This window comes from Tepidimonas ignava (assembly GCF_004342625.1).
In the GTDB taxonomy this organism is placed as follows: Bacteria; Pseudomonadota; Gammaproteobacteria; order Burkholderiales; family Burkholderiaceae_C; genus Tepidimonas; species Tepidimonas ignava.
In genome coordinates this window covers 46316-61610 of sequence record NZ_SMAH01000013.1, presented here as the reverse complement: position 1 = coordinate 61610, position 15295 = coordinate 46316, and the positions used below count along the sequence as shown (strand labels likewise).

Annotated in this window: 17 protein-coding genes and 2 pseudogenes; 6 read left to right on the top strand and 13 right to left on the bottom strand. The window is 68.7% G+C overall.

Annotated elements, in window-relative coordinates; all coding sequences use genetic code 11:
- Positions 1-106: 106 nt before the first annotated feature.
- The 4 genes and pseudogenes from EDC36_RS10400 to EDC36_RS10385 form a co-directional block, all read right to left on the bottom strand.
- Positions 107-502: pseudogene (locus EDC36_RS10400) on the bottom strand (barstar family protein); the annotation flags it as partial.
- A 65-nt stretch (positions 503-567) separates the two neighbouring features.
- A complete protein-coding gene (locus EDC36_RS10395) occupies positions 568-903 on the bottom strand; it encodes a guanyl-specific ribonuclease (protein ID WP_390617042.1) in 336 nt (111 codons plus the stop codon).
- A gap of 166 nt (positions 904-1069) precedes the next feature.
- Positions 1070-3406: an NADP-dependent malic enzyme gene (locus tag EDC36_RS10390; RefSeq protein ID WP_132963191.1), complete on the bottom strand. Its 2337-nt coding sequence runs from the start codon at positions 3404-3406 to the stop codon at positions 1070-1072.
- A 36-nt stretch (positions 3407-3442) separates the two neighbouring features.
- Positions 3443-4006 carry a hypothetical protein gene (locus tag EDC36_RS10385; RefSeq protein ID WP_132963190.1) on the bottom strand — a complete coding sequence of 188 codons (564 nt, stop codon included), beginning with the start codon at positions 4004-4006 and terminating at the stop codon, positions 3443-3445.
- Positions 4007-4136: 130 nt separating this feature from the next.
- Between EDC36_RS10385 and EDC36_RS10380 the strand changes: the two genes are divergently transcribed.
- The 4 genes and pseudogenes from EDC36_RS10380 to EDC36_RS10370 all read left to right on the top strand — a co-directional run bounded on the left by EDC36_RS10380 (position 4137) and on the right by EDC36_RS10370 (position 6262).
- The gene (locus tag EDC36_RS10380; RefSeq protein WP_132963189.1) at positions 4137-4880 is read left to right on the top strand and encodes a transporter substrate-binding domain-containing protein; all 744 of its coding nucleotides are present in this window, start codon (positions 4137-4139) and stop codon (positions 4878-4880) included.
- A 109-nt stretch (positions 4881-4989) separates the two neighbouring features.
- Positions 4990-5218 (top strand): annotated as a pseudogene (locus EDC36_RS13400) (IS3-like element ISAav4 family transposase); the annotation flags it as partial.
- Between the two features lie 292 nt (positions 5219-5510).
- Positions 5511-5864, top strand: coding sequence for a ferredoxin FdxA (gene fdxA, locus EDC36_RS10375; RefSeq protein WP_132963188.1), 354 nt, complete (start codon positions 5511-5513; stop codon positions 5862-5864).
- A complete protein-coding gene (locus tag EDC36_RS10370; RefSeq protein WP_132963187.1) occupies positions 5861-6262 on the top strand; it encodes a SirB2 family protein in 402 nt (133 codons plus the stop codon). The genes fdxA and EDC36_RS10370 overlap by 4 nt, the downstream gene beginning before the upstream one ends.
- On the opposite strand, the gene EDC36_RS10365 is transcribed toward EDC36_RS10370, so the two are convergent.
- A complete protein-coding gene (locus EDC36_RS10365; protein ID WP_132963186.1) occupies positions 6220-6702 on the bottom strand; it encodes an Rrf2 family transcriptional regulator in 483 nt (160 codons plus the stop codon). The genes EDC36_RS10370 and EDC36_RS10365 overlap by 43 nt on opposite strands.
- A 107-nt stretch (positions 6703-6809) precedes the next feature.
- Between EDC36_RS10365 and ytfE the strand changes: the two genes are divergently transcribed.
- Positions 6810-7481 carry an iron-sulfur cluster repair protein YtfE gene (ytfE, locus tag EDC36_RS10360; RefSeq protein ID WP_132963185.1) on the top strand — a complete coding sequence of 224 codons (672 nt, stop codon included), beginning with the start codon at positions 6810-6812 and terminating at the stop codon, positions 7479-7481.
- 26 nt (positions 7482-7507) lie between these two features.
- Here the strand turns inward: ytfE and EDC36_RS10355 are convergent, their stop codons facing one another.
- The 7 genes from EDC36_RS10355 to EDC36_RS10325 form a co-directional block, all read right to left on the bottom strand.
- The gene (locus EDC36_RS10355) at positions 7508-8071 is read right to left on the bottom strand and encodes a hemerythrin domain-containing protein (RefSeq protein WP_165902856.1); all 564 of its coding nucleotides are present in this window, start codon (positions 8069-8071) and stop codon (positions 7508-7510) included.
- Positions 8072-8087: 16 nt separating this feature from the next.
- Positions 8088-8471, bottom strand: a complete 384-nt coding sequence (locus EDC36_RS10350; protein ID WP_132963240.1) for an NnrS family protein — start codon at positions 8469-8471, stop codon at positions 8088-8090.
- A gap of 88 nt (positions 8472-8559) precedes the next feature.
- Positions 8560-9102, bottom strand: a complete 543-nt coding sequence (locus EDC36_RS10345) for a TPM domain-containing protein (RefSeq protein WP_132963183.1) — start codon at positions 9100-9102, stop codon at positions 8560-8562.
- Positions 9103-9107: 5 nt separating this feature from the next.
- On the bottom strand, positions 9108-10019 hold the full coding sequence (locus tag EDC36_RS10340) for a TPM domain-containing protein (protein ID WP_243646562.1): 912 nt from the start codon (positions 10017-10019) through the stop codon (positions 9108-9110).
- A 29-nt stretch (positions 10020-10048) separates the two neighbouring features.
- Positions 10049-10687, bottom strand: a complete 639-nt coding sequence (locus tag EDC36_RS10335; protein WP_132963182.1) for a LemA family protein — start codon at positions 10685-10687, stop codon at positions 10049-10051.
- Positions 10688-10781: 94 nt separating this feature from the next.
- Positions 10782-11054 (bottom strand): DUF2061 domain-containing protein, encoded by a 273-nt coding sequence (locus EDC36_RS10330; RefSeq protein ID WP_132963181.1) that lies wholly within the window; start codon positions 11052-11054, stop codon positions 10782-10784.
- A gap of 108 nt (positions 11055-11162) precedes the next feature.
- Positions 11163-12050, bottom strand: a complete 888-nt coding sequence (locus EDC36_RS10325; protein WP_132963180.1) for a CoA transferase — start codon at positions 12048-12050, stop codon at positions 11163-11165.
- A 128-nt stretch (positions 12051-12178) separates the two neighbouring features.
- On the opposite strand from EDC36_RS10325, the gene pyk reads away from it, so the two are divergent.
- Complete coding sequence (pyk, locus tag EDC36_RS10320; protein ID WP_132963179.1) at positions 12179-13612, top strand: pyruvate kinase; 1434 nt, start codon at positions 12179-12181, stop codon at positions 13610-13612.
- 23 nt (positions 13613-13635) lie between these two features.
- Here the strand turns inward: pyk and EDC36_RS10315 are convergent, their stop codons facing one another.
- The gene (locus EDC36_RS10315; protein ID WP_165902855.1) at positions 13636-15147 is read right to left on the bottom strand and encodes a DUF294 nucleotidyltransferase-like domain-containing protein; all 1512 of its coding nucleotides are present in this window, start codon (positions 15145-15147) and stop codon (positions 13636-13638) included.
- Positions 15148-15295: the final 148 nt, after the last annotated feature.

The window sequence follows — 15295 nt, the reverse complement described above, 5'->3', positions numbered from 1 at the left end:
GGCTGCTCATGCGCAGCGCCTGCGGGCTGACGTCGACCAGCTTGTCGGTCAGCAACGGCTCGTCGGCCTGCTCCAGGTCGGCCGGGCGCGGCGCGCGCGCCACCGAGAACGAATAAAAGCACCGGAACGGCACCTTGCGCTCGGCCCAAAAGTCGGCCACGTCGCGGAACACGTCGAGCAGCTGCTCGCGCGCTTCCTTGTCGAACTTGGGGCTGGTGGGGATGTGCTCCAACACACACACAAACCCCGTTTGCGGGCCCGACTTGTACACCGTGTCGGTCAGGCAGTCGTACAGCGCGTCGAGGTTTTTGCCGTTGTGCGGCGGCAGTTGGAACTGCGTCGAGATCAGCTCCAGGATGTCTTGCTTGTTGAGCGCCGTGGCCAGGTTGGCGTACAGGAAGTGGTGGCCCAGCGTCTCGGCCGCCGCCTGCAGGTCTTTGACCGTGAAGGCGCGGATCGACTGGACGATGTTGGGTCGCACGTTGCGCAGCGGCTGTTCCATGATGGGCGTCGGATGATGGCTACAAAAGTTCAAGGCAACGCGAACCAGCGCCTGGGCCCGCCGCTTCACGGCACGATGCGGCGAAAGCTCGCATAGTGGTCGGCCGTGTAGTAGCAAGCCTCGGGCACCGTGGGCGTCCACCCCCCGCAAACGATGCGCCGCGCACCCCGGTGCTTGAGGCCCGGCGTGGGCACCGTGTATTCACGGTAGTACCCACGCTTGGCCGGCGGCAGCAACCGTTCACGGTTGGCAAACACCGTACCGTCTTTTTCGTACGGAAAGGGCCCCCCTTGGCGAATCAACTGCATGACCTGACGCGCCTCGGGCGGCAGCTCGGCCAGCGCCACGCTGTCGTCCAGGGGCCCGCGCGCCAGCGCCAGCGCGCACACCCCCAGCCACAGCCCCAGCACCACCCACCACGCACGCAGCGGGCGCAGCCACGTCCTCAGCACCGTTCGTTCGCCTTGGGGTAAACCCTAAAAACAAGGGCGCAAGTGTGCCGCAAGCGTCGCCAGATTGCAAGATCTTGACAATCTTGGGCGCTTGTGCTTCACCGTGCCGACGCCCTTACCGCGCCTGCGTGGCATCCCCCGCCACGGCGCGCGGTCCGACGTTGGCTTCGGCCACGGTCAGCGCCGTCATGTTGACGATGCGCCGCACCGTGGAGCTGGCCGTCAGGATGTGCACCGGCTTGGCCACGCCCAACAGCATCGGCCCAATCGCGATGCCACCGCCGGCGGCGGTTTTGAGCAGGTTGTAGCTGATGTTGGCCGCGTCGATGTTGGGACACACCAGCAGGTTGGCCTCGCCGCTCAAGGTGCTGCGCGGCATGATGGCTTGACGCATCGCCGCATCCAGCGCCACGTCGCCGTGCATCTCACCGTCCACCTCCAACCACGGCGCCTGCTCGCGCAGCATGGCCAAGGCCTGGCGCATCTTGACGGCGCTGGGCGCGTCCGACGAGCCGAAGTTGGAGTGCGACAGCAGCGCCGCCTTGGGCGTGACGCCAAAGCGCATGATCTTGCGCGCCGCCATTTGCGTGATGGCGGCGATTTGCTCGGCGCTGGGGTCGAGGTTGATGTGCGTATCGACCAAAAACACCTGCCGCCCGGGCAGCAAAATGGCGTTCATGGCCGCGTAACAACTGGCCCCGGGGCGCAGCCCGATGACTTGGTCGATGTAGTTGAGGTGCATGGCCGGCGTGCCCCAGGTGCCGCAGATGAGGCCGTGCACCTCGCCGTGGCGCAGCAGCATCGCGCCAATCAGCGTCAGGCGCCGGCGCATCTCGATCTTGGCCAGCTGCTCGGTGACGCCACGGCGCTCCATGATGCGGTGGTAATCCTGCCAAAAGGTTTTGTAGCGGTGGTCGTGCTCGACGTTGACGACGTCGTAGTCCACCCCCTCGCGCAGCCGCAGCCCAAAGCGCTCGATGCGCTGCGCGATCACGCTTGGGCGGCCGATCAGCACCGGGCGCGCCAGCCCCTCGTCCACCACCACCTGCGCGGCGCGCAAGACGCGCTCTTCCTCGCCCTCGGCGTAGGCCACGCTCTTGTGGCGCGCCTGCTTGGCGATCGCGTACACCGGCTTCATCAGCGTGCCCGACGCGAACACGAAGCTTTGCAGCCGCTCGCGGTACGCGTCCATGTCGGCGATCGGGCGCGTGGCCACACCGCTGCGCGCGGCCGCCTCGGCCACCGCCGGCGCGATGCGCATCATCAGCCGTGGATCGAACGGCTTGGGAATCAGGTACTCGGGCCCGAAGGCCAGCTTTTCCCCCGCGTAGGCCTGCGCCACGACGTCGCTTTGCTCGGCCTGGGCCAGCTCGGCGATCGCGTGCACGGCGGCGATCTCCATCTCGTCGGTGATGGTGGTGGCGCCGCAGTCCAGCGCCCCGCGAAAGATGTACGGGAAACACAGGACGTTGTTGACCTGGTTGGGGTAGTCGCTGCGCCCGGTGGCGATGACGGCGTCATCGCGCACCGCGCGCACCTGCTCGGGCAGGATCTCGGGCGTGGGGTTGGCCAGCGCCAAAATCAAGGGCCGCGGCGCCATGCGGGCCACCATCTCGGGCTTGAGCACCCCGCCCGCCGACAGGCCCAAAAAGACATCCGCGCCCTCAATGACCTCGGCCAGCGTGCGCGCGTCGGTGACCTGGGCGAACTGCGCCTTGTCGGCGTCCATCAACTCGGTGCGGCCTTGGTACACCACGCCGGCCAGGTCGGTCACCCAAATGTGTTCACGCGGCAAGCCGAGTTTGACCAGCAGGTTCAGGCACGCCAGCGCCGCCGCCCCGGCGCCGCTGGTGACCAGCTTGACCGAGCGGATGTCCTTGCCCACCACCTTGAGGCCGTTGAGGATGGCCGCGCCGACCACGATCGCGGTGCCGTGCTGGTCGTCGTGGAACACCGGGATGCGCATGCGCTCGCGCAGCTTGCGCTCGACATAAAAGCAGTCCGGCGCCTTGATATCTTCGAGGTTGATGCCGCCGAAGGTGGGCTCCAGCGCGGCGATGATATCCACCAGCCGGTCAGGGTCTTTTTCGTTGATTTCGATGTCGAACACGTCGATGCCGGCGAACTTCTTGAACAGCACCGCTTTGCCTTCCATCACCGGCTTGGCCGCCAACGGCCCAATATCGCCCAACCCGAGCACGGCCGTGCCGTTGGTGATGACGGCCACCAGGTTGCCGCGCGCGGTGTAGCGAAACGCCTGCGTGGCGTCGGCGGCGATTTCCTCGCACGGCGCGGCCACGCCAGGCGAGTACGCCAGCGCCAGGTCACGCTGGTTGGACAGCGCCTTGGTGGGGGTGATGGCAAGCTTGCCCGGCTGCGGGCGCTCGTGGTAGTCCAGTGCGGCGCGCTTGAGCTGGGCGCGCGCGTCGGTTTGATCGTTCACGGTCGGCATCTCCAACGGTGCGGGGCACGCTGCGGCCAAGGCCGCTCAGCGGTTCAATGCCCAACGGAGGCGCCCATTGTAAAAAGCGCCTACCACCCCTGCGGCCTGCAGGTCGCTCAGACCGGTGCGCTGTTGCGCGCTTGCGCGGGCTGGCAAACAACCGCCCGGTTGCCCCCTTGCCGCTTGGCTTCGTACAAGGCGGTGTCGGCGGCTTGCACCAACGCCGCGCCATCGGCTGGGTCGCGCGGCACCCGGGCGCACGCGCTGCTCCAGCCGCGCGTTGGCCTCCAACAGATCTTGGTTTTGCACCGCCAGCACATGGTACAGCTGCCCCACCATGCGCAGCAGGTTGGCCACGCGGCGATCCCGTGGGTCTTCTTCCTGCTGGTAGGCCTGCACAGGGTGCATACCGAGGCGGATCAAACGTAGCCTGCTGGGCTGCGGGCTGAGCGCCTGCCCGTGAAACATCGCACGGTTGAGGGCGTTGAACAGGTCCACCAAGTGGTGGTGCTGTTGGTCGACGCTGTCGATGCCGGTCAGCAGGGTCGTGTCCCACACGAAAACATCGTCGGGTGTGGGCGTGACGGCGGGCTGCGACGCGGCTTGCATGGGGCGACAGTATGGCACTTGACCGTTGAGCGGCCAAGGAGGCCCGCACGGTTTGAGCGATACTTACTTGTTTGCGCTGCGTCAAGATCTTCGATAACCCACAACGCGCCAAGTGCACCCTGCTTTCACCATGACCACGGCCCCTGACCACGTATCCGCCCAGACGCCCCTCGCCCCCACCGGCACCCTGCGCGCCGTCATCAACCTGGGCAACGCCATGCTGGCGCGGCGCGGCCCCGAGGGTCAGCCCACGGGTGTTTCGGTGGACCTGGCCCACGCGCTGGCGCAGCAGCTTGGCGTGCCGTTGGCGCTGCATGTGGTCAGCACGGCCGCCGAATCGGTGGCCGCGGTGCGCCAGGGTCTGGCGGACGTGGGCTTTTTTGCCATCGACCCCAAGCGCAGTGACGGCGTGGCGTTCAGCGCCCCCTACCTGCTGATTGAAGGCAGCTACCTGGTGCGCGCCGACGCGCTGCAGCAAACCAACGACGATGTCGATCGCCCCGGCACGCGCGTCGTGGTGGGGCAGGGCAGCGCCTACGACCTGTACCTCAGCCGCACACTGCAGCACGCGACGCTGGAGCGCGCCTCCTCGACGCCCGCGGTGGTGGAGCAGTTCCTGGCCAGCGGCGCCGACGTGGCCGCGGGCATCCGCCAGCCGCTGTTGGCCGAGGCGCAGCGCCGTGGCGGCTTGCGCGTGCTGCCGGGGCGCTTCATGGTCATCGAACAAGCCATGGGCTGTCCAGCCGCGTACGGCGCGGAGGCGCGCGCCACGCTGGCGGCGTTCGTCGAACACGCCAAAGCCAGCGGGCTGGTCGCCCAACTGCTGGCCAGGCACGGGGTGGAGGGTGCCTCGGTAGCACCCGCGGCGGGCTGAGCGCTGCGGAACGACCAGCCATCGGTAGTAGGCCAACAGGCCGACGCTGGAGCGCGGCCCAGGGCGACGATCAGGTGTCCAATAAACACCATTGTTGATTGCACCTCCGCGACTGCGACGCGAGAACCGCCGCCTGCAGATGGAGCGTGCCATCCTGGCAAAGGCTACGGCCTGGTTTGCCGCCAAGGTCGACAAGACGCTGACAGCGTCTACGAACTGATGCGTGCCAACCAGGCGCACCTTCCCCGTGCGCACCATGTGCCGCGTGTTGCGGGTCTCGCCCAGCGGCCACTACGACTGGCGTGGGCGCCGTCCCTCGCGGCGTGCGCAGGATGATGAGGCGCTGCCAGCCTGCCGTGCGCAGGACCTGGTGCAGCGCCACTTCCAGGCGCAGGCTGCTGCCCCGTCCCCGAACCCTCCAGCATCCACCCCAACCCAGGCTCGGCTCCCAAGCCCTCAGCCGTCCGTGAAAGCAGGGTAACTCCAACTCAAGCCGTGAGCGTGGCCGCCGGCTCGCACGGGGTGAGCTTTGTGGTGCGCGATGACCACGCTGCCCATGGATGCATGGCGCGCCCGTCAGCGATGCGCAGCATAATATGTAATCGTTATGCATATTACAAGGAGCCGTCCATGACCCACGTCGTGCTGGAAGCTTGCATACGCTGCAAATACACCGACTGCGTGGACGTCTGCCCTGTGGACGCCTTCCGTGAAGGGCCGAACATGTTGGTCATTGACCCGGACGACTGCATCGATTGCGCCGTGTGCGTCCCCGAATGCCCCGTTGAGGCCATCGTGCACGAAGATGACGTGCCTGCACGGCAGCTCGCGTTCATCCGGCTCAATGCCGAACTGGCCAAGCAGTGGCCCACCATCGTGCGCAGCAAGTCCGCCCTACCTGACGCGGACCAGTGGGCACAGGTGACCGACAAGCTGCCCTACCTGGACCGGGGACAACCCCATCGCAAGGCACCTCAGCCATGACCAGCCTTGGTTGGTGGTGGTGGCACCTGGCAGCGGTAACCACCAGCCTGAGTTTCTTCACCGTGCGCTGGGTGGCCGCCCTGCTGGGCAGGCCATGGGTCTGGGCGCGGACCACGCGCGCGGCGGCGGTGTTGGCGGATTCGGTGTTGCTGATGGCCGGTGTGGGGTTGATGCTGACGCGCGGCTGGTGGCCCACCGTGCCCGTTTGGCTGTGGTTCAAATGGTGTTTGCTGGTGCTGTACATCATGCTGGGCCACCTTGCACTGCGCACTACGGTGCCTGCACGCACGCGCGTCCTGGCGGGGGTGGTGGCGCTGGTCGTGGCCGCGCACATCGTGGGCGCGGCCGTCGCCCATCACCCCGCTGGGTTCTGGTTCGCCGCTGGGCGGACGGGCTGAAGCGGCAGCACCGTTGCAGCGGGCACCGTCCCCACCGGCACCAGGTCAGCCAAGGTGTAGCCATCCAGCACGCCCAGGTACGCGCGCAAAGCCGCATTGAGCGCCACCCGCAAACGGCAGCCCGGCATCAGCAAGCAGGCCTCCTCCCCGCCAGGGCCCATGCAGGCCACCAGCTCAAAGTCGCGCTCGGCCCATCGGATGACATCGCCAACGCGAATGTCAGCCGCCGGTCGCGCCAGCCGCAGGCCGCCGCCGCGGCCGCGTTGCCCGCGCAACCAACCGCCATGGACCAAAGCCACCACGACCTTGGTCAAGTGGTGGCGGGACACCCCGTACATACGCGCCATGTCGGCGATGGTGGCGCGTCGACCCGTCGCCTCGCATGCGGCACAGTGCATCAGCACCCGCAGGCTGTAGTCGGTCCAAAGTGTCAAGCGCATAGCGGGCATTGTGCCGCACCGTCGCCACATCCTTCTTTCGGACGATGGACAAGGCGGTCCGCAAGACCACATAATATGCATTATTTGTGCATATTATGGAGGCTGCCATGCACACCACCTTTGAACGCGATCCGTTGGACGTCACCGTCGCCGCCTGGGCCACCCAGGTGCCCGGCGCCACCGAGGTGTTTCGACGCCACCGCCTCGACTTTTGCTGCGGCGGTCAGCGCAGCTTGCGCGAGGCCTGCGCCGCCCGCGACGTGGATCCCGACGCGGTGCTTGCCGAGCTGCAACAACTGCCGCGCACACCGATGCAAGCGCCCCCGAGCACGACCCCGGAATTGATCGAGCACATTCTGCGCCGCTACCACGATGTGCATCGGCAACAGCTACCCGAACTGATTCGGTTGACCGACAAGGTCGAGGCTGTTCACCGGAATCATCCCGACGTCCCGGTTGGCCTGGGCGACCTGTTGCGGCAGATGCACGAGGAACTGCTCGAACATATGAGCAAAGAAGAGAATGTGCTGTTTCCAATGTTGCGCGCAGGGGGCTCCGCGATGGCGCACATGCCGATCAGGGTGATGCGCATGGAACACGATGCCCATGGTGAGCAGCTGCAACGTCTGCGCGCCCTGACCCGCGACATGACCCCGCCGGACGAAGCCTGCGCCACGTGGCGCGCGCTGTACACCAGCCTGTCCCAGTTTGTGGACGACCTGATGCAACACATCCATCTGGAAAACAACGTGCTGTTTCCGCCCTTCGAGCGCACGTAGAGGGTCGATGTCGCCCCAGTGGCGGTTTACCGCCCTGCACCGCCCACAGCACGGCGGCGCAGCATGTCGGCGGACATCGCGGCGCGCTCATCCGCCGACATGCACCCTTCGGCGCGGGGAAACACCCGCCCCTCCTCCAACGCGATGTGGTCCTCGTAGCGCTGCGCAAATGCGTGCATCACGCGGCGTTCGTCGTCCGACCAACGCCAGTGGGGATCCCCAGCGGCCTGTTGCAGGCGCAGCAGCGCCTGTCGCAACCAGACCCAGTCGGCCGTCATCGCTTCGTGGTCGGCTTGCAGCCGTTGCACCCACGCCTGCGCGACAGGATCACCACTGTCTTTCAGTTGGGGAAAGACGTGCAACTCTTCGTCCTGGTGATGCAAAGGGGCCGCCAAATCAAAGTAACGCATCACCTGCGCGGCAGCTTGTACCGCCTGCTCGTCAGCGCCTTGGGCGTCGACATGCTCCAGCAGCCGCAACAGCAAATCCAAGGTACGCTCGACACGGTCGTGGCACGCCTGCAACCACTCGAAAGGTTGCTCGTGGTTGGCCTGGTGCTGCGCCGACCGTTGCGCTTGAACAATCCACATCGACTGATGACCTCCATCAGGTTGGCCCGCGATACCGTCCCCACACCCAACCCGGACGACCATCGGGCCGAGGCCGACCGTACCAAGACAACAAACGCACGCCCCACGGTAGCACCGCTGCCAACCACAACAGCGCAGCCCCCACCATCAGGGCCAGCGTATCTGGCCACAGCGCTGCAACGATGCGTGCCACCACCGCGCTCTGCAGCACCCAAAACCCCACCCATGTCGCGGGGTCGGCCAGCAGCTTGCGCCCGCCGTGTCCGCAGGATACCCGCGTGACCATGGCGTACATGATGGACCCGAGAAAGGCGCGTGCCAAGCCCCCACCCCCAACAGCGGTGTGGCGGGGCAAGCGTAGCGCACGGCAAACTCCCACAAAACAGCGACCAAAGCCCATTGAACTGGGGGAAATGTACGACCAATAGGGTGAAAAAAACAAAACCTTAGGAATACATCAGGGGCGACGCCATAGGGTCCCGCCAGTGCTATACCCGCACCACCGCATCGGGCAGTTCATTGGGGTTAGGCTGCCCGGACGTGGCCGGCGCCACCGCCAGCAGCCAACCGTGCACGGTGTCGACGGCGCACGTCAAAGCCGCCTCCACGGTCCCAGCACGCAAGCCTTGTTGCAGCGCTTGCACAGCGTCGTCCCATTGCGCGGGTGGCACTTGGCGTGCCAGCGTGCGGTCAGCCACGATTTCGATGACGCGCTCGGCCAGCAGCACGTAAATCAGCACGCCGGCGTTGGCTTCGGTGTCCCACACGTGAAGCCGGGCAAACCACTGCACCGCGCGACGGCGAATGCGTGCCGCCAGGTCGGCCTCGTCAGCTGGCGGCGGCCACAGCCACGCCAGCGGCAGACTGGCCTCGACACAGATGCGCACCTCGCCCAGATGCTGCGCTTCGCCGGCGGCGATGCGTTGGCGCAGGCGCTCGGCTGCGGCATCGTCCAGCCAGCGGCGGCTGGCGCGCTCATCCAGCCACAGGTGACGCGCCCAGCGCCGCAGGGTGCTCAGCAGGGTTGCCATGGAGCTCACCACCGCCCGGAGGCGCCGCCGCCCCCGAAGTTGCCACCACCGCCGGACGAGAACCCGCCTCCACCCAGGCCACCTCCGCCGCCCCGCCAGCCTCCGTGGCCCACGGACGCGCCACCACCCACGCGCACGCCGCTGATGGCCAGCACGAACGCCGCCACCACCAGCAGCCCCAGCCACCCGAGCGGCAAGCCCAACCCGGCCCCCACCACGCCGGCCACGCCAGCGGTGGCCGCCGCCCCCAACACCCGCCCCAACAGCGCACGCGCCACGGTGGCGATCACGGGTACGGCCACGGCCACGAACACCAGCGCTCCCTCGATGTCGGGGCCGTCGCCCGCGCCGGGGCGGGCCGCGGCTGCTTCGGGCAGCGGCAGCGCCTCGCCGGCCAGCGCGGCCAGGATCTGCTCGACGCCGGCCTGCAGCCCGCCGTAGAAGTCGCCCTGGCGGAAGTGCGGCACGATGGCGCGCTCGATGATGCGGCTGGCCAGCAGGTCCGGCAGCGCGCCCTCCACCGCCTTGGTGGTGGCGATGCGCACGCGGCGGTCGTGTTTGGCCACCACCAGCAGCACCCCATCGCCAACGCCGCGGCGGCCCAGTTTCCAGGCGTCGCCAACGCGCTGGGTGTAGTCGGTGATGTCCTCCGGCGCTGTGGTGGGCACCATCAGCACCACCACTTGGCTGCCGTGCTGGCGCTCAAAAGCCGCCAGACGCTCTTCCAGGGCCGCACGCTGCGGTGGCGTCAGCGTTGCGGTCAAGTCCATCACCCGGGCGCTCAGCGGTGGCACAGGCTGCAACGGCTGGGCCGCCACCAGACCCGCCAGCAGCGTCCAGGCGCACGCCACCGCGGCGACCAGCCACCGCGCCAGCGCGGTCGGCCGTGCTTGGGGGCAGCGGGCACGCACCATCATGTTGGGGTTGCAGCCACGGGCGGCCTTGCTCAGCGCCCGGGCGTGCCGAAGTCCACCTTGGGCGGCTGCGCCAGCTCCGCGGCGTTGCCGGGGGCAAAACCCGCCTTGGGCTGGTAGCCCAACACCATCGCCGTCAGGTTGGTGGGAAAGCTGCGCACCAGCGTGTTGTAGCGCTGCACGGCCTGGATGTAGCGGTTGCGTGCCACCGCGATGCGGTTTTCGGTGCCCTCAAGCTGCACGCGCAGGTCGGCAAACGCCTGGTTGGCCTTCAGGTTGGGGTACTGCTCCGCCACCACCAGCAGGCGCGCCAGGGCGCCGCCCAGCTCCCCCTGCGCGGCCTGGAAGCGCTGCAGCGCCTGCGGGTCCTGCAGCATCTCGGGCGTGACCTGGATCGCGGTGGCGCGGGCGCGCGCCTCGATGACGCGCGTCAGCGTCTCGCGCTCGAAGTTGGCCTCACCCTGCACCGTGGCCACCAGGTTGGGCACCAGGTCGGCGCGGCGCTGATACTGGTTGAGCACCTCGGCCCACGCGGCGTTGACCTCTTCGTCCAGACGCTGAAACTCGTTGTAGCCGCAGCCGGCCAGCGGGGCCGCCGCAGGCACGGCGAGGGCCCAAGCCAGCCAGCGGCGGCGGCTCGGTCCACGCAAGGCATCGACAGGGGCGGACATGATGCGCGTCCTCCAAACGGTGGTTTGAGGAACCTATCATGCCACGGCGCCGCTGCCGCCGGCCGCTCCAGCGGCACGGCTTGGATAGGGCGCGTCAGCCGGGCATCGGCGCCGGGATCGGGGTTTGGTTCGGTGTCGCGGTCACGGCTGGCCTACGCTGCTGCCAGCGCGCCCACGCACGCTCGTGGAAAAAGTACGCCACGGCCTGCACGCTGGGCTCCAGCAGGCTCAGCGTCAGCGCGGCCACCCAGCTGCCGGTGACCGCGTAGGCCACGGCCATGGCCACCGTGATGTGCATGACGTAGTAGGTGGCGGTCTTGAGCAGCGCCAGCCGGTGGGTGTGGGCAATGCGACGCAAGCGGGCCATGGTGTTCTCCTGGGTGGTTCGGACATCGACCATGGCGTTATGGTGGGGCAAGACCAAATAAAAATCAATCGTACTTTGCTATTTGATAGATAGCCATAGCGTGCGTCCTCAGCCTGCGTCCAGCGTCACCCACGGCAGGTCGTGGGCGCGGCCCAGCGCGTCGAGCTCAGCACGGGTGCGGCCGGCAAACCACACGGTCAAGCGGTCGGCCACCTCGGGGCGCAGGGCGTCGGCCGGGCTCAGTGGCCCCAGGCCGGCCACGTCGCCCAGGCGGCGGGCAAAGTGTGGCTCCAGCGCCGCCACCGCCACGCGGCCATCGGCGCAACGGTACACCCGGTAGCCGGCGTGTGCCCCGCCCAGCAGCCCGCCGGGCGCCGTCAGCCCCCAGGCCCGCGGGCGGGCCAGCCAGGCGGCCGCGTCGGCCAGGCCCACGTCGTGCACCACGCCCCGGCCTCGCGCGTCGCGCTGGCGCAACGCGGCCAACACGGCTTCGCTGGCCAGCAAAGCGCCGGCCATGTCGGCCAACAGGCTGGGCGGCAGCGCCAGCCCGTCGATCAGACCTGCCTCGGCCTGGTAGGTGAGGTCGTGTCCAGCGTCCTCGGCGCGCGCGCCCGCCCCGCCCACGATGCGCACCACGCACAGGCGCGGGTGACGCTGGGCCAGGCTGGACGGGTCCAGGCCCAGGCGCGCCAGCGCCGAGGGGCGAAACGAGGTCAGCAGCACGTCCGTGCGCGCCAGCCGTTGTGCCAGGCGCCGTTGCCCCGCCGTGGTTTTGAGGTCCAGCGCCACCGTGCGCACGCCCCGCTGCAACTCGGCGTAGGCCGCGGCGCAGTAGCCTTGCATGGGGTCGCCGCCGGGCGGCTCCACCTTGGTGCAGCGCGCGCCCAGTTGGCGCAGCCGTTGCAGCGCCGCGGGGCCCGGCAGGTTGAGCGCCAGACTCAGAATGCGCACCCCCTCGAGGGGACGTGGCGCGCGGGGTGGGCGGGTGTGGACCATGGCCGCATCATAGGCCCCCCGACCGCGGGCCAGCGTGCAAGGCTGTGACTACAATCGGCTGTCGTAATTTGGTTACAAACCAGGGGTAAGCTCCCATCACCCCCTCACCGTCGAGGAGACCCGCCACCATGCCGCTGCGCGCCACCAAGATCGTCGCCACGCTGGGCCCTGCCAGCGACTCGCCCGAGCTGTTGGAGGCCATGATCCGCGCCGGCGTGGACGTGGTGCGGCTGAATTTTTCGCACGGCAGCGCCGACGATCACCGCCGCCGCGCCGAGGCGGTGCGCGCCGCGGCCGAGCGGGTGGGCAAAGAGGTGGCGGTGATGGCCGACCTGCAGGGGCCCAAGATTCGCATCGGCAAGTTCGCGCACGGCAAGGTCACGCTGTTGGAGGGGGCCGCGTTCACGCTGGACGCGGCGCGCACCGAGCCGGGCGACGAAACGGCGGTGGGGCTGGACTACAAGGAGCTGCCGCGCGACGTCGTGCCGGGCGACATCCTGCTGCTCAACGACGGGCTGATCGAGCTGCAGGTGGAGCGCGTGGAGGGTGCAGCCGTGCACACCCGGGTGGTGGTGGGCGGCGAGCTGTCCAACCACAAGGGCATCAACAAGCGTGGCGGCGGGTTGACGGCGCCGGCGCTCACACCGAAGGACATGGCCGACATCGCCACCGCGATGGCGCTGCGTGTCGACTACGTGGCGGTGAGTTTTCCGAAAAACGCCGACGACATGCGGCTGGCGCGCCGGCTGTGCGACGAGGCGGCGCACGACGACCATCGCCCGGGCCTGATCGCCAAAATCGAGCGCGCCGAGGCGATCCCGGAGCTGGAGGCGATTTTGCAGGCCAGCGACGGCATCATGGTGGCGCGCGGCGACCTGGCGGTCGAGGTGGGCAACGCCGCGGTGCCGGCGCTGCAAAAGCGCATGATCCGGCTGGCGCGCGAGCACGACCGGTTGGTCATCACCGCCACGCAGATGATGGAGAGCATGATCCACGCGCCGGTGCCCACGCGCGCCGAGGTCAGCGACGTGGCCAATGCGGTGCTGGACGGCACCGACGCCGTGATGCTCAGCGCCGAGACCGCCGCTGGCAAATACCCGCTGCAAACGGTGCAGGAAATGGCGCGCATCTGCGTGGCCGCGGAGCAGGCTTACCAGGATGCGCTGGACCACGATTTCATCGGCAAAACGTTTGCGCGCATCGACCAGTCGATCGCGCTGGGGGCGCTGTTCATCGCGTCCCACCTGCAGGCGCGCGCCATCGTGGCGCTGACCGAGTCGGGCTCCACGCCGCTGTGGATGAGCCGTCACACGGTCGATATCCCGATTTACGCCATCACGCCGCGGCTGAGCACCGCGCGCAAGCTGGCGCTGTACCGCAACGTGCATGCGCTGCGCAGTGCAGGGGGCAGCGCCGACCGCGACACCGCGCTGGAGCAGGCGGTGCAGCAGCTCAAGGCCCGCGGCCGCTTGCAGGCCGGCGACCGCTACGTGATCACGGCCGGCCAGCCCATGGGCACGCCGGGCGGCACCAACATGCTCAAGGTCGGCACGGTGGCGTGAAGCCCGCCGCCGAGCCGCCGTGTTCAGCGCAGGTAGTCCAGTTGCAGCCGCTGCTGCAAGCCGCGGATGGCGGCCAGCGCGGCTTTGAGCATGCGCAGCTCCAGCGCATTGAGTCGCCGGACATCCAGGCGGTTGGGATGCCCAGGCGTGTCGGCGCGCAGCTGCTGCACCAGCCGCAGGGTTTGCAGGTAGTCGAACGCCGCCACCCAGCCGTCGACCTCCGCCTCGGGCACACGCCGCGCACGCCCGGCCGCGCGCAGCCGCTCGGGCGTGCCGGTGGCGGCCACGCCGTGGGCCAACGCCAGCACACGGGCGGCCTCCACCAGCAGGGCCGTGCCTTGCAGCTTGAGATCGATCCAGCGCCCCCCGCCCTCGTGGCGGGTGCGCACACCGCCCCACCACGTCAACGGCACCCGGTGCTCCAGGTGCGCCGCCGCCAACTGGCGGATGAACCTCGGCGACGCCTGGGTGCGGGCCAGCACATCGGCGCGCAGCGCCTCGGCCCAATCTTCGCGCCCCGCCAACGCGCGCAAATCGAAAAAGACGCTGGCGCGCAGCAGCTCTTGCGGGCCGCCGCTGTCGATCCAGCGGGCAAAGCGCTGCCGCCACTCCTCCAGGGTCAGGCAACAGGCCGCCTGGCCGGCCATGATGCCGCCCTTGCACAACGGGTAACCGCAGGCGTCCAGCCACTCGTTGACGCGCCGCGCCCAGCCCAGCCAACGCTGCCGGACATGCTCGGGATCGCCGCCGTCGGGCACGGCAAAGATCAGCGCGTTGTCCTGGTCGGTGGCCAGCGTTTGTTCCCCCCGGCCCTCGGAGCCCAGCGCCAGCCACGCCATCTCGCGTGGATCCAGACCGTGCTCGGCCAGCGTGCGCTCGATCATGCGCTGCGTGAGCTGGTCGTTGAGCCGCACGATCAGCGCCGTCAACGAGCGCGCCTGCACCCCCTGCGCCATCAAGTGACGCGCGTACTGGCGAATCTGCGCCGCCGCGTGCTGAAAATCGGGCAAGGACTGCGCCGCCGCGATGGTGTGCCCAACGTGCCGCACCGACAGGTGGTGCAGCGCGAACACATCGCGCTCCGACACGACGCTGACCACGCGCCCGCCTTGCAGCACCGGCACGTGGCGGATGCGGTGGCGCGACATCAGCACCGCGGCGTCGTGCACCGTGTCGCTGGTGGTGAGGGCGTGCACGGGTTGCGTCATCACCGTCGCCAGCGGCTGCTGCGGGTCGCTGCCGGGCAGCGCAACGCGCTCCAGCACGTCGTGCCGCGTGAAAATGCCCTGCAGCTCGCCCTGCGACCCCAGCACCAGCACCGAACCGACGCGCTGCTCGCTCATCACGCGCAGCGCCTGCCGCACGGGGGCGTCGGCAGGCAGCGCCACCGGCGTGCGCAGCGGCAGCTCCCCCAGCGGCAATTCCAGCGGCGGCCCCCAAGCCCCCTGCGCCGCCCACTCGGCCTGCACCAGGCGCTGGGCCGCCTGCCATTCCTCCCGGGGCGGTGCGTGCACGGCGCTGCGTGCCTCCTTCATGTCGATGCTCCATGGATGTTGGGCACGCCCATACTGTAAGAAAACCGGCCCACCCACCAACACCCCCCGGGCCATGTCAGCACCCTAGGATTTACCCCTACCCACCCCATCATGTAAGTGTGTTGTAAGGCTTGCCGCGTGACCATTG

Coding starts and splice junctions, on each gene's coding strand:
- EDC36_RS10390 (WP_132963191.1), bottom strand. CDS start 3,406: ATGCCGACCGTGAACGATCAAACCGACGCGCGCGCCCAGCTCAAGCGC.
- EDC36_RS10385 (WP_132963190.1), bottom strand. CDS start 4,006: ATGCAAGCCGCGTCGCAGCCCGCCGTCACGCCCACACCCGACGATGTT.
- EDC36_RS10380 (WP_132963189.1), top strand. CDS start 4,137: ATGACCACGGCCCCTGACCACGTATCCGCCCAGACGCCCCTCGCCCCC.
- fdxA (WP_132963188.1), top strand. CDS start 5,511: ATGACCCACGTCGTGCTGGAAGCTTGCATACGCTGCAAATACACCGAC.
- EDC36_RS10370 (WP_132963187.1), top strand. CDS start 5,861: ATGACCAGCCTTGGTTGGTGGTGGTGGCACCTGGCAGCGGTAACCACC.
- EDC36_RS10365 (WP_132963186.1), bottom strand. CDS start 6,702: ATGCGCTTGACACTTTGGACCGACTACAGCCTGCGGGTGCTGATGCAC.
- ytfE (WP_132963185.1), top strand. CDS start 6,810: ATGCACACCACCTTTGAACGCGATCCGTTGGACGTCACCGTCGCCGCC.
- EDC36_RS10355 (WP_165902856.1), bottom strand. CDS start 8,071: ATGTGGATTGTTCAAGCGCAACGGTCGGCGCAGCACCAGGCCAACCAC.
- EDC36_RS10350 (WP_132963240.1), bottom strand. CDS start 8,471: ATGGGCTTTGGTCGCTGTTTTGTGGGAGTTTGCCGTGCGCTACGCTTG.
- EDC36_RS10345 (WP_132963183.1), bottom strand. CDS start 9,102: ATGGCAACCCTGCTGAGCACCCTGCGGCGCTGGGCGCGTCACCTGTGG.
- EDC36_RS10340 (WP_243646562.1), bottom strand. CDS start 10,019: ATGATGGTGCGTGCCCGCTGCCCCCAAGCACGGCCGACCGCGCTGGCG.
- EDC36_RS10335 (WP_132963182.1), bottom strand. CDS start 10,687: ATGTCCGCCCCTGTCGATGCCTTGCGTGGACCGAGCCGCCGCCGCTGG.
- EDC36_RS10330 (WP_132963181.1), bottom strand. CDS start 11,054: ATGGCCCGCTTGCGTCGCATTGCCCACACCCACCGGCTGGCGCTGCTC.
- EDC36_RS10325 (WP_132963180.1), bottom strand. CDS start 12,050: ATGGTCCACACCCGCCCACCCCGCGCGCCACGTCCCCTCGAGGGGGTG.
- pyk (WP_132963179.1), top strand. CDS start 12,179: ATGCCGCTGCGCGCCACCAAGATCGTCGCCACGCTGGGCCCTGCCAGC.
- EDC36_RS10315 (WP_165902855.1), bottom strand. CDS start 15,147: ATGAAGGAGGCACGCAGCGCCGTGCACGCACCGCCCCGGGAGGAATGG.